This is a genomic window from Campylobacter concisus, from assembly GCF_015230015.1.
Lineage (GTDB): Bacteria > Campylobacterota > Campylobacteria > Campylobacterales > Campylobacteraceae > Campylobacter_A > Campylobacter_A concisus_AF.
Window position 1 is genome coordinate 113,926 of the sequence record NZ_JAAKZC010000003.1, and the last position, 22,389, is coordinate 136,314.

Annotated in this window: 24 protein-coding genes; 16 read left to right on the plus strand and 8 right to left on the minus strand. The window is 40.9% G+C overall.

Going from position 1 to position 22,389, the window contains the following annotated elements; genetic code table 11:
* From nusB to G6W42_RS02795, 4 genes are all read left to right on the plus strand, one after another.
* Complete coding sequence (gene nusB, locus G6W42_RS02780) at positions 1–396, plus strand: transcription antitermination factor NusB (protein ID WP_194172860.1); 396 nt, start codon at positions 1–3, stop codon at positions 394–396.
* Positions 393–1,073 carry an orotidine-5'-phosphate decarboxylase gene (gene pyrF / locus G6W42_RS02785; RefSeq protein ID WP_194172861.1) on the plus strand — a complete coding sequence of 227 codons (681 nt, stop codon included), beginning with the start codon at positions 393–395 and terminating at the stop codon, positions 1,071–1,073. Before nusB ends, pyrF begins: the two co-directional genes overlap by 4 nt.
* A gap of 174 nt (positions 1,074–1,247) precedes the next feature.
* Complete coding sequence (locus G6W42_RS02790; protein ID WP_194172862.1) at positions 1,248–1,490, plus strand: helix-hairpin-helix domain-containing protein; 243 nt, start codon at positions 1,248–1,250, stop codon at positions 1,488–1,490.
* 238 nt (positions 1,491–1,728) lie between these two features.
* Positions 1,729–2,175, plus strand: a complete 447-nt coding sequence (locus tag G6W42_RS02795) for a pyrimidine dimer DNA glycosylase/endonuclease V (protein WP_194172863.1) — start codon at positions 1,729–1,731, stop codon at positions 2,173–2,175.
* Between the two features lie 3 nt (positions 2,176–2,178).
* Here G6W42_RS02795 and G6W42_RS02800 read toward each other — a convergent pair whose 3' ends face one another.
* Positions 2,179–2,499 (minus strand): YolD-like family protein, encoded by a 321-nt coding sequence (locus tag G6W42_RS02800; protein WP_194172864.1) that lies wholly within the window; start codon positions 2,497–2,499, stop codon positions 2,179–2,181.
* The gene (locus G6W42_RS02805; RefSeq protein ID WP_194172865.1) at positions 2,492–3,760 is read right to left on the minus strand and encodes a DNA repair protein; all 1,269 of its coding nucleotides are present in this window, start codon (positions 3,758–3,760) and stop codon (positions 2,492–2,494) included. The genes G6W42_RS02800 and G6W42_RS02805 overlap by 8 nt, the downstream gene beginning before the upstream one ends.
* 171 nt (positions 3,761–3,931) lie before the next feature.
* On the opposite strand from G6W42_RS02805, the gene G6W42_RS02810 reads away from it, so the two are divergent.
* The gene (locus tag G6W42_RS02810; RefSeq protein ID WP_194172866.1) at positions 3,932–4,078 is read left to right on the plus strand and encodes a hypothetical protein; all 147 of its coding nucleotides are present in this window, start codon (positions 3,932–3,934) and stop codon (positions 4,076–4,078) included.
* Between the two features lie 74 nt (positions 4,079–4,152).
* On the opposite strand, the gene aroC is transcribed toward G6W42_RS02810, so the two are convergent.
* From aroC to G6W42_RS02830, 4 genes are read right to left on the minus strand one after another with little or no spacing between them, the layout of a single operon-like run.
* Positions 4,153–5,220: a chorismate synthase gene (gene aroC / locus G6W42_RS02815; RefSeq protein WP_194172867.1), complete on the minus strand. Its 1,068-nt coding sequence runs from the start codon at positions 5,218–5,220 to the stop codon at positions 4,153–4,155.
* Positions 5,221–5,228: 8 nt separating this feature from the next.
* The gene (gene rnc, locus G6W42_RS02820; protein ID WP_194172868.1) at positions 5,229–5,900 is read right to left on the minus strand and encodes a ribonuclease III; all 672 of its coding nucleotides are present in this window, start codon (positions 5,898–5,900) and stop codon (positions 5,229–5,231) included.
* On the minus strand, positions 5,897–6,331 hold the full coding sequence (gene rnhA / locus G6W42_RS02825; protein WP_194172869.1) for a ribonuclease HI: 435 nt from the start codon (positions 6,329–6,331) through the stop codon (positions 5,897–5,899). Before rnhA ends, rnc begins: the two co-directional genes overlap by 4 nt.
* Positions 6,309–7,334, minus strand: a complete 1,026-nt coding sequence (locus tag G6W42_RS02830) for a tetratricopeptide repeat protein (RefSeq protein ID WP_194172870.1) — start codon at positions 7,332–7,334, stop codon at positions 6,309–6,311. The genes rnhA and G6W42_RS02830 overlap by 23 nt, the downstream gene beginning before the upstream one ends.
* Before the next feature lie 61 nt (positions 7,335–7,395).
* Between G6W42_RS02830 and dnaG the strand changes: the two genes are divergently transcribed.
* The 8 genes from dnaG (at position 7,396) to G6W42_RS02870 (ending at position 17,692) form a co-directional block, all read left to right on the plus strand.
* The gene (dnaG, locus tag G6W42_RS02835) at positions 7,396–9,108 is read left to right on the plus strand and encodes a DNA primase (RefSeq protein WP_194172883.1); all 1,713 of its coding nucleotides are present in this window, start codon (positions 7,396–7,398) and stop codon (positions 9,106–9,108) included.
* A 98-nt stretch (positions 9,109–9,206) separates the two neighbouring features.
* Positions 9,207–10,445, plus strand: a complete 1,239-nt coding sequence (locus tag G6W42_RS02840) for a M20 family metallo-hydrolase (protein WP_194172871.1) — start codon at positions 9,207–9,209, stop codon at positions 10,443–10,445.
* Between the two features lie 2 nt (positions 10,446–10,447).
* Positions 10,448–11,767 (plus strand): amidohydrolase, encoded by a 1,320-nt coding sequence (locus tag G6W42_RS02845; RefSeq protein WP_194172872.1) that lies wholly within the window; start codon positions 10,448–10,450, stop codon positions 11,765–11,767.
* Positions 11,764–12,462, plus strand: coding sequence for a dipeptidase PepE (gene pepE / locus G6W42_RS02850; RefSeq protein ID WP_194172873.1), 699 nt, complete (start codon positions 11,764–11,766; stop codon positions 12,460–12,462). Before G6W42_RS02845 ends, pepE begins: the two co-directional genes overlap by 4 nt.
* Before the next feature lie 14 nt (positions 12,463–12,476).
* On the plus strand, positions 12,477–13,787 hold the full coding sequence (dcuC, locus tag G6W42_RS02855; RefSeq protein WP_194172874.1) for a C4-dicarboxylate transporter DcuC: 1,311 nt from the start codon (positions 12,477–12,479) through the stop codon (positions 13,785–13,787).
* Positions 13,788–13,796: 9 nt separating this feature from the next.
* Positions 13,797–15,020 carry a peptidase T gene (pepT, locus tag G6W42_RS02860; protein WP_194172875.1) on the plus strand — a complete coding sequence of 408 codons (1,224 nt, stop codon included), beginning with the start codon at positions 13,797–13,799 and terminating at the stop codon, positions 15,018–15,020.
* Between the two features lie 59 nt (positions 15,021–15,079).
* Positions 15,080–16,069 carry an argininosuccinate synthase domain-containing protein gene (locus tag G6W42_RS02865; protein WP_194172876.1) on the plus strand — a complete coding sequence of 330 codons (990 nt, stop codon included), beginning with the start codon at positions 15,080–15,082 and terminating at the stop codon, positions 16,067–16,069.
* A gap of 189 nt (positions 16,070–16,258) precedes the next feature.
* Positions 16,259–17,692, plus strand: coding sequence for a retention module-containing protein (locus tag G6W42_RS02870; protein WP_194172877.1), 1,434 nt, complete (start codon positions 16,259–16,261; stop codon positions 17,690–17,692).
* A 430-nt stretch (positions 17,693–18,122) separates the two neighbouring features.
* On the opposite strand, the gene G6W42_RS02875 is transcribed toward G6W42_RS02870, so the two are convergent.
* Positions 18,123–18,287 carry a hypothetical protein gene (locus G6W42_RS02875; protein ID WP_194172878.1) on the minus strand — a complete coding sequence of 55 codons (165 nt, stop codon included), beginning with the start codon at positions 18,285–18,287 and terminating at the stop codon, positions 18,123–18,125.
* On the opposite strand from G6W42_RS02875, the gene G6W42_RS02880 reads away from it, so the two are divergent.
* From G6W42_RS02880 to G6W42_RS10735, 3 genes are all read left to right on the plus strand, one after another.
* On the plus strand, positions 18,265–19,875 hold the full coding sequence (locus G6W42_RS02880; protein WP_194172879.1) for a hypothetical protein: 1,611 nt from the start codon (positions 18,265–18,267) through the stop codon (positions 19,873–19,875). The two genes, G6W42_RS02875 and G6W42_RS02880, sit on opposite strands and share 23 nt — an antisense overlap.
* 104 nt (positions 19,876–19,979) lie before the next feature.
* The gene (locus tag G6W42_RS02885) at positions 19,980–20,726 is read left to right on the plus strand and encodes an ABC transporter substrate-binding protein (RefSeq protein ID WP_346010456.1); all 747 of its coding nucleotides are present in this window, start codon (positions 19,980–19,982) and stop codon (positions 20,724–20,726) included.
* A 139-nt stretch (positions 20,727–20,865) separates the two neighbouring features.
* Complete coding sequence (locus G6W42_RS10735; protein ID WP_346010457.1) at positions 20,866–21,000, plus strand: hypothetical protein; 135 nt, start codon at positions 20,866–20,868, stop codon at positions 20,998–21,000.
* Between the two features lie 131 nt (positions 21,001–21,131).
* On the opposite strand, the gene G6W42_RS02890 is transcribed toward G6W42_RS10735, so the two are convergent.
* The gene (locus tag G6W42_RS02890; protein ID WP_194172880.1) at positions 21,132–21,881 is read right to left on the minus strand and encodes a hypothetical protein; all 750 of its coding nucleotides are present in this window, start codon (positions 21,879–21,881) and stop codon (positions 21,132–21,134) included.
* Positions 21,882–22,389: the final 508 nt, after the last annotated feature.

The window sequence follows — 22,389 nt, forward strand, 5'->3', positions numbered from 1 at the left end:
ATGGCCACACGTCATCAGGTCAGACAAGCGATCGTTTCGCTACTTTACTCAAACGAGATAAATCCCGTAACTTCTGAGTTTGAAGAGGAATTTTTAGAAGAGAAAAAGATAAGAAACGAGCGCAAAAACGAGGCTTTGCAGACCTTTAAAGCAGTGCTTGCAAACAAAGAAAAGCTAGATGAAATTTTAAAACCACACCTAAAAGATGGCGACTTTAGCAAGGTTGGCGCAACAGAGCTTGCCATTCTTAGACTTGGGCTTTATGAGATGAAATTTAGCCAGACAGATAAAGCCGTCATCATAAACGAGGCGATCGAGCTTGCAAAAGAGCTTGGAAGTGACCAGGCGCCAAAATTTATAAACGGCGTGCTAGATAAGATAAAGGGCGCTTTATGAAGCTCTGCGTCGCTCTTGACATGGCGAGCAAGGATGAAAATTTAGCCCTCATTCGTGAGCTAAAAGGGCTTGATCTTTGGCTAAAAGTGGGGCTTAGAAGCTACCTGCGTGATGGGGCTAAATTTATAGAGGAGCTAAAAGGGGCAGGGGAGTTTAAAATCTTTCTTGATCTAAAGCTCTATGATATCCCAAACACGATGGCAGATGCCGCTGAGGTCGTCTCAAAGATAGGCGTGGATATGATAAATTTGCACGCAAGCGCTGGCGTACGTGCAATGAAAACTGTAATGGAGCGTCTTAATGCGCTACAAAATCGCCCTTTAGTACTTGCTGTATCGGCACTAACTAGCTTTAGCGAGAGCGAATTTGAAGCGGTTTATAACGATACACTTTCGCGCTCGGTTAGGAAATTTAGCCAGATGAGCTTTGAAGCGGGGCTTGACGGCATGGTCTGCTCGGTCTTTGAAAGCAAGCTCATAAAAGACGTGACAAATCAAAATTTCATCACGCTTTGCCCTGGAGTTAGGCCTTTTGGCGAGAGTGCGGGCGATCAAAAGAGGGTTGCAAATTTAGTTAGCGCAAAGCAAGAGGGCAGCGACTTTATTGTTGTTGGCAGACCGATCTACGAAAACGCAAATCCAAGAGAAATTTGCGAACGCATTTTGGAGCAAATTTAGCGCCCGCGTTTGCGTGAAATTTGACGCGAAATCATTTTAAGGGTGGTTTTTTTTGTGCGAGAAAATTTTAATAAAATTATTTCGTGAGGCGATTGAACGCAGTAGCAAGATGAAATTTAAAATTTCATTTAAAGCGGCAAGTTTGGCGGAGTTTAAAAGAAATTGGAGGCAAATTTGAGCGATTTTAAGAAAATCCCCTATGTCGGCGAGGCAACCGAGGCCGATCTACTAGCACTCGGCTACACTGACATCGCTTCGCTAAAAGGCGCAGATGCTGATGAGATGTATGAGCGCACAAAGGCACTTGGACGTGGCAGCGACAGGTGTATCCTCTACGGTTACCGCATGGTTTGCTACTACGCAAACACTCCGCACCCAGACAAAGCCAAGCTAAAATGGTGGCTTTGGAAGGATTAAATTTTTAAAATTTGGTAGCTACTATTTATAAACAGCACAAACTTTTATCAACTTTTACAAGCATTGAGCCACGGTTTTAACGTTATTTTAAAGCCTTTATGCATAAAATCACAAACTATTACAATAATAGCAAACTATTATTATCAGAACTTTTTAGTTGACTTTTTGACTTACTAAAACAAAAAACCATAGATAGCAAATGGTAACTAATATTTTTAATTATATAAATAAGGTAAAAATGAGACTTTGGACGATAAATTTTAAATATCTTGACGCAAAGGGTCTTGTGGCTTTGTGGAGAGAGGCTTTGCTGGCTAAAAATGTTTTAGAAGGGCTGACAAAAGGCTATAAAAACCACCCACAATTAATTAGATTTTACACTCATCAAAACTCTATCGATGCTATAAATGCCTATCTTTTGGAAGTTTATAAAGAAGCTTGCGCTCGTGGATATAAATTTGATGTTTCAAAAGTTGGCAAATTTGATGCAGAAAATTTATCCAAGATCGCCGTTACTAGAGGTCAAATCGAGTATGAATTTAGCTTCTTGCAAGAAAAATTAAAGCAAAGAGATTTAAAAAAATACAAAGAAAATTTAAATGTAAAAAATATAGAAATTTCTACTATTTTTACGAAGATAGACGGCGACATCGAGCTTTGGGAGAAGGTAAAAACGCTTATTTAGTTTTTATACTACAAATTTTTTAACGATCTCTATTCTGTTTATATCCTCAAATTTGATCTTAGTTTTTACGATCATGAGGATTTTATCTTTGAAATTTACATCCGATACTAGGCCGCTAGTTTTTATGTAAGTAAAGCCGTCGTGGTAGATCACACGCACCTCATCAGCTATCTTTAGCTCGCTTACCGTTTTTAAAATTTCATCGACCTTGCTCTCGTCAAGCTCTAGTTTTTCGCATTTTTCTCGCTCTTTTTGTCGCAAGGCTCGCTCTAATGTTGAGAGAGGATTAAACGAGCTAAAAATTTTTGCCCTATCTTTACTCACCGCTCTTGTGCCCTCCGATCTTTTTGTTTCTATCTTGCCCAGTCGCTTCTGGCAGCAGGTCGATCGCGCGCAGGATCGAGTTTTTACCAAATTTCTCTTTTATCAAATTTAGCGACTTTAGCACCGCTTTTTCTTTGGCGTCATCTTCAAATAGGCTAAATTCTGCCAAATTTTCTTTCACGACGTCGTTTGCTGATATGCCTATTTGCCTGATTAGCCCAGCATTTTTTATCTTATTTAAAAGCAGCTCCTCAGCCGTGCTCATCAGTACGCTTGAGATATTTGTTGGCGTTTTAAACCGCGCGCTTGCACGTTGCTGTGGCTCAAGCTTATCGGCAAATCTCACATTTATCGTTAGCCCACTTGCCCTTACATCTTTGTTTATCATCCTAAGTGCGAGCCTGTCAGCCATCTCTTTTAGCACGATCACCGCCTCGCAGCGCTCGTAGTCTCTGGGCAAAATTTCCGAGCTAAAGTAGGACTTCGTGCTTGGTTTATAGGCCTTTATCTCGGCTATCGTCGTTGGCTCTATGCCGTTTGCGTGATCGATCGTGATGTAAGCATCGACGCCAAAAATTTTTTCAAGCAGGCTTTTTGGCGCATTTGCGATATCTTTCATGCAAAAGATGCCGCATTTTTCGAGCTTTAGTCTAGTTTGCTTACCGATACGCCAGAAGTCACTTAGTGGCTGGTGCGTCCAGAGCTGCTTTTTATAAAGCTCTTCGTCAAGATACGCGATGCCGTCATCTTGGTGCTTTGCTAGTATATCAAGGGCGATCTTTGCGAGGTATAAATTTGTCCCAATGCCGCAAGTCGCCGTAACGCCAGTCGTTTTTAATATCTCATCCATCATCATCTTCGCCATCTCTTTTGCGCCAAGAGCGTAAAATTTCAAGTAAGAAGTGAGGTCGATAAAGCACTCATCGATCGAATAGACGTAGATGTCCTCTTTGGAGACATATTTTAGATAAATTTCATAAATCCTAGCGGCGTAGTCGATGTAAAACTGCATCCTAGGCGGTGCAGCGATAAATTTGATATCTCTTGGTATCTCAAAGAGCCTGCAGCGGTTTTTCACCCCTTTTGCACGAAGAGCAGGGCTAACAGCTAAGCAGATGCCGCCACTGCCACGACTAGCGTCAGCCACGACTAGATCAGCCTTAAATGGATCAAGCCCGCGCTCGACGCACTCAACCGAGGCGTAAAAAGACTTTAGGTCGATAACGGCGTAAATTTTCTCTTGTAAATTTTCGTTTTTCATAAGGGGATTATAGATGAAATTTGGTAAAAGTTAGTTTGTAAATTTTGTTTGAAATGGCTTAAAATTTTAATAAAAATCTTTTAGAAAAAAGGCTAAATTTGAGTGCAAAGACCACACATCAAAGATACCAAAATAACTCCGTGACCAAAAACTACGCTAGGCTGAGTGCAAATGAGCCTTTGCAAGCACGGCTGCGTCAATGTCCTAACTTGCGACAAAGCCACATCTAGCACCACTCAAAGCAACTGCAGACGCAGGGTCTTAGGAAATTTAGAAAAATATAAAGGCGAGATCAAGCTGGTCGCTGTAAATTTCTAAATTTAGCTCTCACTTTGGGGGCTAAATTTGACTTGTTTTCAACTCGAAGCTTAGCTGAAATTTAGTAAATAAATTTATCCGTAAATTTTCTTTAAATTTTCAAGTTTCGTGCTTGCATTTAGTAGGAGCATGTCAGCAAGAACTAGCCTTATCATCGCGGTTGCAACGACACTGCCACGTATACCTATGCAAGGATCGTGTCTGCCTCTTAGCTCAAAATCAACCGCCTCACCAGCTAAATTTAGAGTTTTTTGCTCTTTAAATATCGAAGGCGTTGGCTTAAAATGGCTCTTTAGCACGATCTGGGCGCCACTACTTATGCCGCCAAGTATGCCACCAGCGTTGTTGCTCAAAAAGCCAAGCTCATCCATCTCGTCGTTGTTGGCTGAGCCCATCATAGAGCTTACATTTACGCCAGCGCCGATCTCTACGGCTTTTACGCCGTTTATGCCCATTAAGGCCGCCGCTAGAGCGCTATCTAGCCTATCATAAAGTGGCTCACCAAGACCAGCAGGCACGCCCCTAGCCACGCTTAAAACCACAGCTCCTACGCTATCGTGCTCGCTTCTAGCTTTATTTACCGCCTCTTTCATCGCCTCTTCGTTGCCAAGGGCGTAAATTTGCGAATTTTGTGCAAAAGCAAAATCAACCTTGTCGCTAATGACCTTGCCAATGCCAAGCACGCCGCTTAAAACTTCTATCTTAAATTCATTTAAAAGTAGTTGCGCAAATGCCCCGCCAGCGACCCTTACTGCAGTCTCTCTGGCACTTGCTCGCCCGCCACCTCTATGATCTCTGATGCCATATTTTTTAAAATAGGTAAGGTCAGCATGGCCAGGGCGGAAAATCTCACGTAAATTTTCATAGTCATTTGACTTTTGGTTGTTGTTAAAAATGGCAAAACCTATCGGTGCGCCAGTGCTCATGCCATCAAAAACGCCGCTAAAAATTTCTATCTTATCAGGCTCATCTCTTGCCGTTGTGAAGCTACTTTGCCCAGGGCGACGCCTATCAAGTTCGCTTTGAATGAAGTCTATATCGATCTTTAGCCCAGCTGGCAGGCCGTCTATCACGCCACCTATCGCCACCACATGGCTCTCGCCAAAGCTAGTTAAGGTTAGTTTTTTGCCAAATGTATTCAAAATTTATCCTATTTTTTGATTTTTTCTAGCGCTATCTTTGCAGCAAGCTGCTGGGCTTGCTTTTTTGAGCTACCAATAGCACGTGAAATTTCCTTGCCGTTTAGCAGCAGGGCTATCTCAAATTCTTTCTTGTGATCAGGGCCAAATGAGCCTATGAGCTCGTATGTTGGTATGACACCAAGGGTTGCTTGAGTGACCTCTTGAAGGGCTGTTTTGTAGTCCTTTTCAAGGTGCGCAAAGTCGATCTTTGGGTAGCAAAGCTCAAGCAAGGCGATCGAAATTTCTCGCACTTTAAGAAGTCCAGCCTCAAGGTAGATAGCGCCCATCACCGCCTCAAATGCGTCACTTAAAATGCTATCTTTCTCTCTGCCGCCGTTGTTTTCCTCAGCTTGGCTAAGCCTTAAAAACTCGCCCATATTTAGCCGTCTAGCCATATTTGCAAAGCTTTTTTCATTTACAAGCGCAGCTCTTAGCTTACTCATGTCGCCCTCTGCGATCTTGCTAAATTTCTTAAAAAGATACTCAGCCACGAGTAGATCCATCACCGCATCGCCTAAAAACTCGAGCCTCTCGTTGTTTAGCGCCTGCTTAGTGCTCTTGTGCGTTAGCGCCTCTTCTAAAAGCTCACTTTGTTTAAATTTATACCCAAGATTACGTTCAAATTCTTCTAAATTTTTCATATTTTATTCTCATCTTTTATTCTTAATGCCTCGTCCCTTGCCATCTGGTCGCACTCCTCGTTTTCAGGGTGTCCTGCGTGCCCTTTGACCCAGCTAGCCACGACTTTATGCGGCTTTGAAATTTCTAAATACTCCTGCCAAAGCTCGACATTTTTTACATTTTTAAAATTTTTCTTTTGCCAGTTTGCAAGCCACTCATTTATGCTATTTACCACGTATGAGCTATCGGTTATTAGCCTTACCTCGCAGGGCTCTTTTAGCGCTTTTAGCCCCATTATCACGGCTTTTAGCTCCATTTGGTTGTTTGTTGTAAAGGCCTCGCCGCCACTTGCTTTTTTATGCGCTTCGTTGTATCTCAAAATATATGCCCAGCCGCCAGCTCCAGGGTTTCCAAGGCATGAGCCGTCGCTAAAAAGTGTTACTATCTTCACTTGGTTTTTCTGTGATGTGGGATAAAATTTTCACGCTTCCTAGCTCGTGGCAGACTGGACAGCGGTAAAAGTGCATAGGAAAAGAGTTTTTGCAGTTTTTGCAAACGTAGTTAAAGCTTAGCCCAGCTGCATCAAATTTAGCATCTTTTAGCCTTTTTATGGCATTTAGCTCAAAGCCGTAAATTTCACATGGCTCATCTATGTCACCCTTTGCGTAAAAGAGTGATTTGTATTTTGCATCGTCTAAATTTATAGGCGTTTTTAGGTTGTAAAGCAGGTCTAGCACATCTTCAAATTTGGCAAAATCTTTTAAATTTTCTAAATTTTCATTGTGTCTTATGAAAAGGGCTAAGATCATACGCTTTAAAAGCTCAAAATTTTGGCTAAGGTGCGAGAGAATTTCCACCTTCTCGCTAAAGCTTAAATTTCTATCATCAAGCGTGCTAATCGCCTTTATATAGGCCTTTTGATCTTTCACATTTGCCCCAAGCTCTTCAAGTGAGTTTAGCGCATAAAGTGCTTCTTTGTAGTTTTTAAGCTTCTCGTCTATCATCGTTAAAAAGCGCAGTGCGAGGACGTTTCTAGGGCTTAGCTCGAGCGCTTTTTCAAAGACTTCGCTAGCTTTTTTTAAAAATCCAGCCTTAAAATAGACCTCTCCAAGCTCGTTTAGGATAAATTCCTTCTCGTTTTTATCTTTTACCTTTTCAAGTGCGATGAGATAGACGCCGATCGATTTTTCAAAGTCGCCATTTTTAGCAAAGGTCTGACCTAGCATGCTAAGGCTTGGTATATCTACTTCTGGGCTTTTTAGCATCTGTTTGTGCTCGTCGCTTATGCCATCTTTGCTGTCAAATTTCTTGATAAATTTCTCGATACGTTTTTTCTCATCTTTGCTAGAAAATATGCCCCAAGCATAGCTTAAAGCGGCGATCATCAAGATGATACTAAATAGAATAATAAGGCTAAATATCGGATCTCTGTGTCCAATGAAAAAAATATCCACGCTAACACTTTGTAATAAAATTTTACTTTAATTATAACAAAGCAGTTGTATAATTTTGCTTATGATAGATCCAAAATCCATTGAAAAATTAAAAAACCAAATAGACATTGTTAATATCATCGAGCAGTATATCCCTGTAAAAAAGATGGGCTCAAGCTACAAGTGCGTATGTCCGTTTCACGACGACAAAAACCCAAGCATGAGTATAAATCAAAACAAGCAGATGTATCACTGTTTTGCCTGCAAGGCTGGCGGAGATGCGGTTAAATTTGTGATGGATTATGAAAAGCTAACCTACCCAGAGGCGATAGAAAAGATCGCTCAAATTTCAAACTTTAGCCTTGAATACACAAATGACAAGGTGCCAACGCAAAAAGAAAATAAGCACATTTTAGAAAAGGTAAATGCCTTTTATAGAAGTGAGTTTTACAAAAACGAAGCAGCCATTAGATATATCAAGTCACGCGGTATAAATGACGCGATGATCGAGAAATTTGAGCTTGGCTGGGCTGGGGATAGTAAAAGCACCATTAGGCTTTTGCAAAATGAAAATATAGAGCCAAAAGAGGCGCTTGAAGTTGGCATCGTAAAGCAAAATGAGAAGGGAATTTATGCTAGTTTCATCGAGCGCATAACATTTCCCATCTACTCGCACACCACAAGGCTAGTTGGATTTGGTGGCAGGACGATCTCAGACCATCCTGCAAAGTATGTAAATTCGCCCCAAAGTGCGGTATTTGACAAGTCGAAACTGCTCTATGGCTACCATCTAGCTAGACAAAGCATCTTTGAGAAAAATCAGATAATAATAACAGAGGGCTATCTTGATGTCATCATGCTTCACTACGCTGGCTTTACAAACGCTGTTGCTGTGCTTGGCACAGCACTTACTACAAGCCACTTGCCACTTTTAAAAAGGGGTGAGATAAGCGTAGTGCTTTGCTTTGACGGCGATGGCGCTGGCATAAATGCAGCCATAAAATCCGCTCATCTACTAAGTATAAATAAGATAGATACAAAAGTAGTCATCATAAGTAACGGCGCAGATCCTGCTGATATGGTCTTTGCAGGTAAGATAAAGGAGCTAAAAGAGCTCTTTGGCTCAGGCGAGGATGCGGTGAAATTTTATATAGAAAAGATCATGCAAAAGTATGACATCGCGCGCTCAATGCAAAGAGATAACTGCCTAAGCGAGATAAAAGCCTATATGGACGAGCTTGGAGAGGAGATAGCAAGCTCGTATGTGACAGAAGTAGCGGCAAGATTTAACCTAACTCCACAAAGCGTGGCAGATAGGTTTGGGCTAAAGCAGAAGCCAAAAAATGAAGCTAAATTTAAAAGAGAATTTAGAAAAAAAGGCAAAGATGAATTTGACAACTCTGTCATGGTAGATGAGGTGCCAGCTGTGATGAACAAAGACCCGCTTGAGTTTGCACTTTTTAAAACCATGCTAAACAACCCAAACTACAGAGATGAGATACTCTCAAAGCTTGGAGCTAGATACTTTATAAAGCATCCTGAGTATCTAAACGCCATCCTTTATAGATACGACGTGAGCGATGAGGAGATGGTTAGAGAAATTTTAATGGACGAAAAGATCCATGAGATCACTGATCCAACTACTTTGCAAAAGGCTATTTTAAATATGCAAATAGCCTTTTATGAGAATGAACAGCAAATTTTAAAAGGCTCTGACAATCCAAAAAAGATAGAAATTTTAGAAAAACTGCTATTTATCATCAAAGATCTCAAGACTCAGCTTTATAAAATTTAAAAACTCACACTTTTTCAGCTTCAAATCATAAAACAAAATGTAAAATGCTTAAAGTAATAAATCTTTTTAAGATTGGCTTTATATTTTAAGGATTTATGATGATAGACGCTAAAAGATTTGAGAGAAATTTTAACGCTATAAGCGAGTTTGGAGCGCTAAAAGGTGGCGGGCTAACAAGGCTAGCCTTTAGCAAAGAGGACCTTGAAGCAAGAGAATTTCTTATAAATTTGATAGAAAAAAATGGCTTTAAACTTAAAATTGACAATGTTGGCAACATCTATGCCATCTATGATGAGGGCTGCGAAGCGGACGAGAAGCCAGTTTGCGTGGGCTCTCACATAGATAGCGTGCCAAATGGCGGCTTTTATGACGGCACACTTGGCGTTATGGCTGGGCTTGAAGCGCTAAGCTCTATAAAAGAGGCTGGCATCAAGCTAAAACGCCCACTTTGGCTCATAAATTTCTGCTGTGAGGAGTCAAGCCGTTTTAAGACAGCGACTATCGGTAGCAAGATAATAAGCGGCAAACTAAGCCAGCAAAGGCTTCATGAGCTAAAAGATGAAGATGGCATCTCGCTTTTTGAGGCGATGAGTGCGGCTGGGTTTAAGCCACAAAATTTAGATGAAGCCATCTTAAAAGAAAACTCCCTACACGCCTATCTTGAGCTTCACATCGAGCAAGGTCCAGTTTTAGAGCGAAGCGGCATAAGCGTTGGCGTGGTAAGCGGGATCGCAGCGCCTATTAGATTTGAGATCACTATACAGGGCAAGGCTGATCACAGCGGCGCAACTCCTATGAATATGCGCAGTGACGCCCTGCTCGCCGCCTCACACATCATAATCGCTGCAAATAAATTTGCTAAAAACAAAAAAACAGCTGTCGCAACCGTTGGCTACGTGCATGCAAAACCAGGCGTTTTAAACGTCGTGCCAGGCGAGGCAAGGCTTGGCGTTGATCTAAGAGATATCGATAAGGCAAGCTTAGCGGAGCTAAATTTAGAGCTTAGAAATTTTGTGGCTGAGCTAAGCCGTGAGCTTAAATTTAGCTACGAGATAAGAGAGCTAAGTAGCGATGAGCCAGTAAAACTAAGCGAGCACGCCATAAATTTACTTGAAGATGAAGCCAAAAAGCTTGGCGTAAAAACTCTTACTTTGCCAAGTGGGGCTGGGCATGATGCGATGAACTTAACAAAGCTTGCAAGCAGCGTTGGCATGCTCTTTATCCCTTGCGTGGATGGTATCAGCCACAACACCAAAGAGGCAATAAATTTTAAAGACGCAGTAGCCGCAACAAAAATTTTAACAAACGCACTAATAAGACTTTCAAACGAGGAGTAGTCATGGACAAAATAGCAAATTTAGCACTATCTTTAAAAGATGACATGATCAAAGATCGCAGATACTTTCACTCGCACCCAGAAACTGGCTGGTTTACCTTTTTTACGACTGCGGTTTTAGCAAAAAGGCTTAGCGAGCTAGGATATGAGGTGAAGCTTGGCGAAGAGGTCGTAAAGAGCGATGCAAGGCTTGGAGTTGGTAGCAAAGAGCAGTGCCAAAAGGCGATCGAGCGGGCAAAAAGTCTTTTAAATCCTGACGAGGCAAAATACCTTGAATATATGAAAGACGGACTAACTGGGCTAACCGCCTTTATCGATACAAAAAGGCCTGGTAAATTTAGCGCATTTAGATTTGACATCGATAGCGTTGATGTGACAGAGAGCGCAGAGGCTGCTCATAGACCTTGCAAAGAGGGCTTTGGCTCAGATATCGCTGGTATCACGCACGCTTGTGGGCACGATGGACACATGGCGATGGGTCTAGCACTTGCAAAGCTGATCGCTAAAAATTTAGATGATTTTAACGGCAAATTTAAATTTATATTTCAAACAGCAGAAGAGGGCACAAGGGGCGCTGTGGCTATGGAGGCTGCTGGCGTGCTTGAGGGCATCGAGTACCTACTTGGCGGACACATCGGCTTTCAAGCAGAAACTAATGGGGGCATAGTTTGTGGCACAAATAAATTGCTTGCAACTTCAAAATTTGACGTGCATATCACTGGTCGCTCAGCTCACGCAGCAGGAGCGCCAGAGGAGGGAGCAAATGCCCTTTTAGCCGCTGCTCAAATGGCTCTAAATATGCATGGCATCACAAGACATGCAAAGGGCGTGACTAGGATAAATGTGGGCGTTTTAAGAGCAGGTGAGGGCAGAAACGTCATAGCACCAAATGGCTATCTAGCCTGCGAAACAAGGGGTGAGGATACAAATTTAAATGAATTTATGTATAAAAAATGTATGGATATCGTAAAAGGTGTGAGTGAAATTTACGGTGTCGAGAGCAAGGTCGTGATGACTGGGGGCACAAGCGGGGCAAATAGCGACAAAGAGGTGACTGAAATTTTCTATGAAGCAGCAAAAGAGAGCCCATTTATAGATGATGATAAGATCGTTAAAGAGCTTGACTTTGGCGCTTGCGAGGACTTCGCTCACTTTATGAGAGCTTTGCAAGATAGGGGCGCAAAGAGCGGCTATATGATGATCGGTACAAATTTAAAAGCAGGACATCACAACAGCAAATTTGACTTTGACGAGGAGTGCTTAGTCGCTGGGGTTGATATCTATCTAAGGGCTGCTTACAAACTAAATGGAGCTAAAAAATGAAAAATGCTTTACTAATCAGCGCTTCAAGCTACCAAGATACTGGCTACTTGAGACACTGCAAAAACTGGGTTAAGGACTTTTTGGGTGAGAGCGGTAAGGAGGAAATTTTATTTATCCCTTACGCTGGAGTTAGACGAACAAATGACGAATACGAGCAAAAGGTGATCGACCGCCTAAAAAATAAAAATATAAAATCGATCCACCACTACGAGGATAAAATTTCAGCTATCAAAAATGCCAGCAGTATCGCAGTTGGCGGCGGTAATACCTTTATGCTGCTTTACACGCTTTATAAGCTAAATTTAGTTGAGCCTATAAAAGAAGCAGTGGCAAATGGCACAAAGTACTTTGGCTGGTCAGCTGGCGCAAACATCGCTGGCAAGACTATGATGACGACAAATGATATGCCTATCATCATGCCAAAGTCCTTTGATAGCCTAAATATCTTCCCATATCAGATCAATCCGCACTTTATAAGTGGCAAGCTAGCAGGTCATAACGGCGAGAGCAGGGAGGAGAGGCTAGAGGAGTTTTTGATAGCAAATCCAAAAGAGACTATCTACGCACTGCCTGAGGGCACGGCTTTGCTCATAGAGGGTAGCGAAGTTGAGGTTATAGGACATAGCGAAATTTTAAAATTTGAGTATCAAAAAGAGATAGAGAAAATAGAAGTTGGAACTAAATTTAAAATCTAAACAAGGAGAGAGGTATGGATTCATTCAAACTCATTGCTGCCATTCTTGGCATCGTTGCAGTTGTCGCACTTCTAGTCTTAAAAAAAGAGACAAGAACAGTGCTAATAGGTGTTGGTTTGGTGCTTTGCATAATCGCACTAAAACCGATGGGGGCACTAAATGCTTTTACTGACTATATGACAAAAGCTGGTCTTATAAAAGCTATTTGTGCTAGTATGGGTTTTGCTTTCGTTATGAAATACACAATGTGCGATAAGCACCTTGTTGCGCTTCTTACAAAGCCACTTAAAAACGTGGGATTTATCTTGATCCCTGTAACAACCGTGCTAACTTACTTTATAAATATCGCTATCCCTTCAGCTGCTGGCTGCTCGGCTGCTGTTGGTGCGACACTTATACCACTTCTAATGGCATCAGGCGTTCGCCCTGCAATGGCTGGTGCGGCTGTTTTTGCTGGTACATTTGGCTCAGTCTTAAGCCCAGGCTCTGCGCACAACATATATGTGGCTGATCTTGTTAAAAAGACAGTTGAGGGCTACACAGTTCAAGACATCATAAAAGTACAAATTCCAAGCGCATTTACAGCTCTTGTTATCGTAGTTATCATGCTAACTATCGTTGCCTTGCTCTTTAAAGACTATCAAAAAGGTACAAATTTCACTCTTGAAAGTGGTGCTACAAGCGAAGAGAAGTCAAATTTCAAAGTAAATTTGATCTACGCGCTTATGCCACTTGTCCCGCTTGTGATCTTAGTTATCGGCGGAACTAGCCTTGCAAAAGACTATAGCTTTTTGGCATGGACAAAGATGGGTGTTGCTGAGGCGATGATACTTGGCGCTATCATAGCTATCTTTGCTACGCTTACAAATCCACAAAAGATCACAAAAGAGTTCTTTAACGGCATGGGTCACGCTTACGCTGATGTTATCGGTATCATCATCGCAGCTGGCGTCTTTGTCGCTGGCTTAAAGGCGTGCGGAGCTGTTGATGTGGTCATCGCATGGTTAAAAACAGATCAAAGCTATGTTAAATTTGGCGGAACATTTGTGCCATTTATCATGGGTATAGTTACAGGCTCAGGCGACGCTGCTACATTTGCATTTAACGAAGCTGTCACAACAAACGCCGCCGCTCTTGGCTTTGAGCAAGATAAGCTTGGTATGGCTGCAGCAATAGCTGGCTCACTTGGACGTTCAGCTTCTCCAATAGCAGGTGCTGCTATCGTTTGTGCAGGTATTGCTATGGTTAGCCCAGTCGAGCTTGCAAAAAGGACATTTTTAGGCATGTTTCTCTCTGTTGTAGCGATCGCATTTTTCGTCATCTAAGGATGAAAGATGGATATCGTAGAGAGATTTATAAACTATACGAAATTTAACACCACGACAAATAAAGAGAATGGATTAAAAGGTATCATGCCTTCTAATCCAACCGAGTATGAGCTGGCTCTTCTTATAAAAGATGAGCTTAGCTCGCTTGGTATAAAAGATATCATCTTGCAAGATAATGCTATCTTGATAGCAAAAATTCCTGCAAACTGCGAAAACGCTCCAAGTATCGCCTTTTTTGCGCACTTAGATACAAGTAGCGAGCAAAAAAACGACACAAAAGCTAAGATCGTAAAATACACAGGCGGCGACATCTGCCTAAATGAAGAGCAGGGAATTTATCTAAAATTTAGCGACAACCCAGAGCTTAAGAAATACGTTGGCGACGATATAGTCGTGACTGACGGCACTAGCTTGCTTGGCGCTGACGATAAGGCGGCGATCGCTAGTATCGTAAATATGGCTAGCTTTTTCATGCAAAATCCTGACGTAAAGCACGGCAAGATCGTGATCTGCTTTGTGCCTGATGAGGAGCAGGGCTTGCTTGGGGCAAAGGCGCTTGATGTAAATTTACTAGGAGCTCATTTTGGCTACTGCTTAGACTGCTGCGAGATAGGCGAGCTAATATATGAAAACTGGAACGCAGCTGACTGCACGATGGTCTTTAAAGGCGTTTCGGCCCACCCGATGAACGCAAAGGGCAAACTTGTAAATTCGCTGCTTCTTGCGCATAAATTTATCTCGCTTTTGCCAGGCGGCGAAGTGCCAGAGTGCACCGAGGGCAAAGAGGGCTATTTCTGGGTGAAAGAGCTTAGCGGAAACAGCGCAAAGACGACGCTAAAGATCGACATTAGAGAATTTGACGAGCCTAAATTTCAAAAAAGGCTTGAGTTTTTAAGTGACATGGCAAATTCTTTTAACAAAATTTATGGGCAGTGCTGTGAGATCACGCTAAAAACACGCTATGAAAACGTCTTTAAGTTCTTGAAAGACGAAAACTCACTGCCTATAAAACTAGCAAAAGATGCCTTTAGCGAGCTAAATATCACGCCAAACATAAAACCGATGCGTGGTGGATACGACGGTGCCGCGATCTCTGCAAAGGGTGTGCCAACGCTAAATTTATTCACAGGGGGAAATAACTTTCACTCTATCTTCGAGTACTTGCCAGTTAGCAGCCTAAAAGCCGCAAGCGAAGTGATCAAAAAAATCGTAATTAACGCTGCTAAATAAACTTCATAAAAGCCTAGATTTAGTAAATTTAGGCTTTAAATTTTACTTTCAGGACAAAAATGAAGGCTTTAGCTTTGTTTAGCGGAGGGCTTGATAGCATGCTCTCTATGAAAATAATAAGCAATCAAGGTATCGAAGTGGTCGCACTTTATATGGATACTGGATTTGGCGTGGATGAGGAGAAGCACGAAGTTTTAAGGCGCCGTGCAGCAATGGCAGGAGCTAGCTTAAAAGTGGTTGATATGAGAAACGAGTATCTTCGTGACGTGCTTTTTAACCCAAAATACGGCTACGGCAAGCAGTTTAATCCTTGTATCGACTGCCACGGATATATGTTTAAAACCGCTCTTAATATGCTAAAAAGCGAAAATGCGAATTTTATCATCACAGGTGAAGTCGTGGGTCAAAGACCGATGAGCCAGCGCAGAGACGCACTTTTTCAGGTTAAGCGCCTAGCTGATGATGAGGACGATCTAGTGCTTCGTCCGATGTGCGCTAAGCTCTTGCCGCCAACTAAGCCAGAGCGCGAGGGCTGGGTCGATAGAGAGAAGTTACTTGATATAAGCGGACGCGATAGAAAGCCGCAGCTTGCTTTGGCAAAGAAATTTGGCTTTGAAGACTTTGCAACGCCAGGAGGTGGCTGTTTGCTAACGATCGAGAGCTTTGCTGTAAAGATAAAAGACTACTTGAAATTTGATAAAGAGATGAGAGATATCGATGTCGTGTGGCTAAAGCTTGGCAGGCATTTGCGCTTGGTAGATGGCGCTAAAATGATAATAGGACGTGATGAGAGCGATAATAACGCACTTTTGGCACATCCAAATGATAAATTTGAGCAGGTGAAATTTAAAGAGAGTGACGACATCGTGGGAGCTGTTAGTTTCATAAGTAAAAATGCTAGCAAGGCCGACAAAGAGCTTGCTGCAAGGCTCGCGCTAGCTTATACAAAAGCTAGTAGAGAAAATGAATTTGAAGTTAGCATCGCCAATGAGAAATTTATCATCAAACCTGAAGATAAAAAGCTAGCACAAGAGTATTTTGTCAAATAAATCCAAATTTGCAAAGGAATTTGATCTAAATTTCTTTGCAATATCCAAAATTTTCTAACAAGACCAAACCCCAAAAATTCTAAATTTGCAAAATTTCTAGTCATAAATATGTCACACTTGTACCTGAGTACAATAGTCATGTTTTATCAAAATCGCTAAATTTACGAAAAAATTTAAAAAAGGAGACACATGTCAAAGGAAATAGGCGTAGTAAAAAATGTAACTCAAGGAAGCGTAAAAGCTGTAAGCATAACAGGCGAAAGCAGAGAATTAAAAGTAGGTGACATAGTATATCAAGGTGAAAAGATAGTCACTGAATCAACTGACGCAAAAGTAGTAATAGCAAAAGCAGATGGAAAAGAGATAAGCCTAATAGGTAAAGACTCAATAAATTTAGACCAAAGCGTTAGTGAAAATTCTCAAACAACAGCTGATATAAATTCACTTCAAAAAGCAATACTAAGCGGTCAAGACCTTAACGCTCTTGAAGAGACTGCAGCTGGTGGTCCTCAAGCCGGTGGAAACGCTGGAGGTGACGGAGTAAGTCTTGGTGCTGCTAGCTTTGCACAGGGTGGTCACTATTCTAATATCACTGATGATTTTAGAGGACTTGATAGCATAGTAGCTAGAGGAACTGAAGGGGTCTCATCTATAGCTGGTGGTGCTGATTTAGATACTCTTAATTCTAATATCACTGATGATTTTAGAGGACTTGATAGCATAGTAGCTAGAGGAACTGAAGGGGTCTCATCTATAGCTGGTGGTGCTGATTTAGATACTCTTAGTGTAGCTATTGATAACAACTATGCTACACCAGTTACACCAGTGCATGAGACAATTAGGATAAGCTTTGATGAGGTTAATGATGCTCGTCACGATGGCAACCTAGACCCAAATGTTAGCTCACACCTAGATATCTCTAACAATATTTTAGAGAATCCAAATAGCCATAAGAGTGGATTGCAACTAACAAATGACAATACGCCAACATTGGCTGGTAAATCTACACCAGGTGCTACTATAAGCCTATTTGATGGTGAAGGTGAGCATGCTCCATTACTAGGTAGAACAACAGTTGATAGTGATGGTAATTGGGAATATACACCTACAACAGCTCTAGCTGAGGGTGATCACAAAATTACAGTTGAAGCTACTAAAACTGCGGCTGATGGTAGTGAGCTAAAAGAGACTACATATAAAGAGTTTACAGTTGATTCTATCAACGATACTCTAACTCTAAATGTCTCTACCGATCAAGTAGCTGATCTTACTGGAGATACAACATATTTACCAACAGGTACAAGTGTGGATACCAATCTAAAATTTAGTGGTAAAGCAGAGGCTAATGCTGATATCTATCTAAAAATCATTGCCGATGATGATACTTACAACTATTACCCAGATCACGCTGTTCCTAAAGGTGATATTGCTGATATTCTTAAAACAACAGCTGATGCTAATGGTGATTGGTCAATTAGTGCTGAAAAACCAAATTGGAGCTATACCTATAAAGCAGAAGTTACTTCTGTAGATGAGGCTGGCAATACATACGATTATGCACCAACAACTTTTTATATACCAATGGAATCAATCTCTGTTGCACCAATGGACGATCATCTATAAGAGCACTTAAGGAGGCTATGGCGGCCTCTTATTTTAACACTAGGAAAATAAAAATATAATGAAATTAAGAGATGTTTTACTAAAACCAATAGGCAAGATAAGCGCCAAGGATGGAATAGATATTATTCGCCCTAATGGCGAAGTAAAAAGATGCAGAGAATGAGTGTTGTATCTACATAGGAGATAGGGTTAAAAATAGCTCTGATAAGGCTATTACACTAATAGTCAATGAGCGTGAAATTACCCTTGAGCCTGGTCAGGCAACAACTATAATCCCTATCACTTATGGTGTTATTCAAAAGATAGCAAAACTTCAAGATGAAATTATTAATGGTAAAACTATTGAAGAGCTAGAAGAGACAGCTACTGGTAAAGAGCTTATAAAAGAGCTAAGTTCTCTTGGTGAAGCTATCTTTGAACATGGTGGTCACTACTCAAATATAAGTGCGAATTTTAACAATCTTGGTGACCTAAGTGCTGCGTTTGAAGCTCCAGTTAGCTCAGTCGGCGGCGGACAGGGTGAAAATTTAGGTGACGGCGCGGCTACTGATAACGTAGCGCCACAACCACCATTGCCACCACAACCAAATGGCATAATCAAAATCCCACTCTCAGCTCACAAGGGAGAGGACCCAGCGGCTGAGCTGATACCGGCATTTACGACAAAGATACCTAGCGGATATAGCGTACAAAAGCAAGCTGACGGCAGAAGCTACTTAGTGCCTGATGATGGCGTAAATGAATTTACATATAACAATGGCTGGTACGTGAGCAACGACGGCCAGCTAGCTATCGGCCAAGATGAGGCTAAAAAGCTAGCAGTGACTAGCAACGCAAATGAGGGCAACTACCCAGATGATGGCACAGTGGCAAAGATAGTAGCTCCAAATGCACAGCTAAATGTTTTTGGCTCAGACATCAACGATGAAATAGTTGTAGATAACGCACAGATAAATAATGTCTACGGCGGTGTTGGCGCTGATAAAATTTCAGGTATAAATTCTGCAAAGCTTAGCAACATCTCTGGTGGCTCAGGCGATGACGTGGTCGATCTAAACAAAACTACGATCACTGGCATAGTTGTGGGCAACGAGGGCGACGACACTATAAATGTAGATAATGGCTCAAAAGTTGCTAAAAGCGTATATGGAAACGACGGAAAAGACACTATAACGATAGATAATGGCTCTGTTGTTAGTAAGAATGTGTTTGGTAACGCTGGCGAAGATACGATAGTAGTTCAAGGCGGTGCCAAAGTGGACGGCTGGGTGCTTGGTGATACAAAGACTAAAAACGATATGCATGAAAAACAGGTAAACCCATCTTTAGATATAACAGATAATGGCGCTGGTAATGACACTATAACGATAAGCGGCGCAGGAACTAGCGTAAAAAATATAGGTGGTGGAAACGGCGATGATACCATCACAGTAGAAAATGGTGCGCGTGTTGTACTTATCCAAGCAGACGAGGGCAACGATACTATAACTGTAACTGGCGCTGGCACATTCACAAGCGCAGTAAACGGAAGAGGTGGCGACGATACTATCTTAGTTAGCGACCAAGCAACGGTTGAAGGAGTAATCGGCAGATGGGGCAATGACAACATAACTGTAACAGGTGCTGGTACAACCGTGACTGAGTATGTAGAAGGCGACGAAGATGCTGATACTATTAGAATTTTAGACGGAGCCACTGTAAATCAATATGTAAGCGGCGGTCGTGGCGAAAACCCTAATGTATATGGTGGCGCTCAAGACTCTGATAAAAATACAGTGATCATCAAAAATGCCACAGTAAAAGGCGACGTAGAGGGTAGCACTCGCGGTGGTGATAGTGAGATCGAAATTTCAGGCTCTACTATAAATGGTAAAGTAGTTGGCTCTAGCGACGGTACAAAAGCTAGCAAACTTAGCATAGAAGATGGCTCTGTGGACTTTAGTAAGGTTGAGAAAATAACAAGCCTTGAGCTTGGTGGAGCTGATAAAAATTTAAATATCACGCTAAGCAAAGATGATATCCTTAGAAACAATGAGCTTAAGATAGACGGCGAAGAAGGCGATAGAGTAACATTACAAGGTGGCTTTAGAGAGGCTGGCTCACATGATGGCTACAAAACATACACGGTAACAGGCTCTACGATAAGCGTAGATATCAAAGAGGATGTTGTTGTAACTCTATAATAAATTTGGTCTAAAGGCGAGCCTTTGGACCAAAACCTTTCTCTAAATTTATACTCAAATTTTAAAAATACCAATCAGATTTTATTTCTTTATAAAGGAAGAAAATGAGAAAGATTTTTACCGCCCTTGTGGTGCTGGTGGCTGCTTTGAGCATAAATGCGGTCGAATTTAGAGAGGTTAAAGATATATCTGGCGATATCGTCAAAGTCCCTGTAAATGTAGAAAAGATCGCCACGCTTTGGTATGCAAACAACCAGATCGTCTTGATGTTAGGTGGGGCTGATAAGATAGTAGCGACGACTGATCTCATCAAAAACAATAAGTGGTTTGCGCACGTATATCCTAGAATTTCAAGCATACCAAATGGCGTAAATGCTAAGAGCTTGCAGGCTGAAGAGCTAGTCAAACTAAACCCAGATATCGTCATAGCTGCTGATAAAAACAACAAAGAAGAGCTAGTTAAAAACGGCTTTACCGTGCTTTATCCCTCATTTACAAACCACGCGGATATGAAAAAGAGTGTATCTGTAATGGCTGAGGTGATAGGCGATGACGCGCCAAAGATAGCCAAGAAATTTAACGATTATTTTGATCAAAACCTTCAAAAAGTGCTAAGTAAAACTAGTAAGATCGCCCAAAATGAGAGGCCAAAAGTGCTTCACATAGCAGAAGGTAAAAATTTATTTAAAGCGGACGGCTCAAACACCATAATCGACGAGTGGATCAGCGTTGCAGGTGGCGTAAATGCGCTGCAAGCAAAGGGCAATATGCTTGAGCTTAACGCTGAAGAGATACCAAATTTAAACCCAGACGTTATCATCATAGGTAGACCAAGTCGCCAGAGGCTATAGAAAAGATATATGAAAATCCTATCTATGCCGACACAAATGCAGTAAAAACAAAAAAGTTTTCGTAAATCCAGCTGGCGTCTTTAGCTGGGATAGATATGGTGCCGAGGGAGCATTACAAATTTTATGGGCGGCTAAGATATTGCACCCTGAGCTTTTTGATGATATAGACATAGCAGCTGAAACAAAGAAATTTTATAAAGAATTTTTGCACTACGACCTAACTGACAAAGAGGTTGGCTATATCCTAAATGGCCTAGATCCAGAGGGAAAGTAAAAATTTATAGCGAGTGAGTTTGAGCTTGCTTGCCATGAAATTTATTTTTTAAATAAGTCTAGATCGAGATAGGTTCTTTTAAATTTATCAGTCCAGTCCGCCGTTTATTATTACCCTGCACGTTTCCGCGCTTACTTTATGCTTATAGGGCTTTCTTTGAGTATCTCTTCAAGTTCAAAATATGTTAGTATATTTTTGACTTCGGGTACATAGTTTAAGGACTCTATTTTGATATTAAAATTTCCGTTGTTTAGTTCTACTGTTGCTATTCTTTTATAATTTGCTATTGCACCATTTGGAGCGGTAGAAATCTTAAAATTTCCATATTTGGATAGATCGGAGGTGATATGGAAATTTATGTCATTTAAAGTTCTAGCATTTTGGATATAAACATCATTATCATTTCCTTTAAAATATTTCCATTGATTAATGTTTTCATGAAGCGGTGTTATGCTAATCTTCAATACAATTTTGCTACCACTGCAGATATTTTTAGTATCTTGCCTTTCATTTAATGATAAATCACTCATCTTGTCATCTTTGTATAATCCTGCTATTTTAGTAATAGATGAGCTACTACATAGCCATTTTGCAAATTCTTCAATATTTTCTCTTGACGGCCTAGTTTTTTCTGACATTTCTTTTTCTTTAATTTGTTCAAGTAATTCTTGTGAATAAATAAAGTTTATTTCATAAAGGCCTGTTTTATTTATGCTAATATTTTTATCAAATGCTATACCTCTTTTTGAGATATCGATTGTTTCATGAAACTGATATATCGGAGTATATTTTAAAAATTCCCAATTAGCTATAGTATAAAATATAATAGGAACGGCAATAATGAAAATAAGTAGTTTGTAGTTTAATATTTTTATAATCATAATACCTCATTGTTTTAAGATGTTTATATCTCGTCGTTGCTATCTATGATATCGTCATTATTCATATCATAGCTTTTTAAAGCAATGTCTATCGTAACCTAAAAAACCGTCTTATTTATCTACCCATGAGGATTTAAAAGATACATCGTTTGCGTCATGATCGAGGTGAACTCCGTTTGAGGTAGAGGTAAGGTCTATTTTACCATTTCCGTTTAGGTCTAGGATTAGGGGGTCGTAGATTTGGATAGATACGCTATCGTTATATTGGTAAGTTTGTAATATATAGTCTGCCAAGTCTTTGCTAATGCTACCACCTGGGTATTCTATTAGAATATCGCGGAGTTTGTAGTTGATTGGCAAGTCTTTATAAAATATACTGTCTAGAATTTTTACCAAATTCAAGGTTCCTATTTTTAATAATCAATAGTGCCATCCGCATGATCGTATTTTACCCAAATATTTTTCATAATAATCAATGTCACTTAAAATATTTTTTTATCAGATACAT

Bases quoted from the DNA above. Each gene is read 5' to 3' on its own strand.
- pyrF (WP_194172861.1), top strand. From the start codon at position 393: ATGAAGCTCTGCGTCGCTCTTGACATGGCGAGCAAGGATGAAAATTTA.
- rnc (WP_194172868.1), bottom strand. From the start codon at position 5,900: ATGAAAAATTTAGAAGAATTTGAACGTAATCTTGGGTATAAATTTAAA.
- G6W42_RS02810 (WP_194172866.1), top strand. From the start codon at position 3,932: ATGAGCCTTTGCAAGCACGGCTGCGTCAATGTCCTAACTTGCGACAAA.
- G6W42_RS02890 (WP_194172880.1), bottom strand. From the start codon at position 21,881: ATGATTATAAAAATATTAAACTACAAACTACTTATTTTCATTATTGCC.
- G6W42_RS02795 (WP_194172863.1), top strand. From the start codon at position 1,729: ATGAGACTTTGGACGATAAATTTTAAATATCTTGACGCAAAGGGTCTT.
- G6W42_RS02865 (WP_194172876.1), top strand. From the start codon at position 15,080: ATGAAGGCTTTAGCTTTGTTTAGCGGAGGGCTTGATAGCATGCTCTCT.
- G6W42_RS02840 (WP_194172871.1), top strand. From the start codon at position 9,207: ATGATAGACGCTAAAAGATTTGAGAGAAATTTTAACGCTATAAGCGAG.
- nusB (WP_194172860.1), top strand. From the start codon at position 1: ATGGCCACACGTCATCAGGTCAGACAAGCGATCGTTTCGCTACTTTAC.
- pepE (WP_194172873.1), top strand. From the start codon at position 11,764: ATGAAAAATGCTTTACTAATCAGCGCTTCAAGCTACCAAGATACTGGC.
- G6W42_RS02875 (WP_194172878.1), bottom strand. From the start codon at position 18,287: ATGCCATTTGGTTGTGGTGGCAATGGTGGTTGTGGCGCTACGTTATCA.
- dcuC (WP_194172874.1), top strand. From the start codon at position 12,477: ATGGATTCATTCAAACTCATTGCTGCCATTCTTGGCATCGTTGCAGTT.
- G6W42_RS02845 (WP_194172872.1), top strand. From the start codon at position 10,448: ATGGACAAAATAGCAAATTTAGCACTATCTTTAAAAGATGACATGATC.
- G6W42_RS02805 (WP_194172865.1), bottom strand. From the start codon at position 3,760: ATGAAAAACGAAAATTTACAAGAGAAAATTTACGCCGTTATCGACCTA.
- G6W42_RS02870 (WP_194172877.1), top strand. From the start codon at position 16,259: ATGTCAAAGGAAATAGGCGTAGTAAAAAATGTAACTCAAGGAAGCGTA.
- G6W42_RS02885 (WP_346010456.1), top strand. From the start codon at position 19,980: ATGAGAAAGATTTTTACCGCCCTTGTGGTGCTGGTGGCTGCTTTGAGC.
- dnaG (WP_194172883.1), top strand. From the start codon at position 7,396: ATGATAGATCCAAAATCCATTGAAAAATTAAAAAACCAAATAGACATT.
- pepT (WP_194172875.1), top strand. From the start codon at position 13,797: ATGGATATCGTAGAGAGATTTATAAACTATACGAAATTTAACACCACG.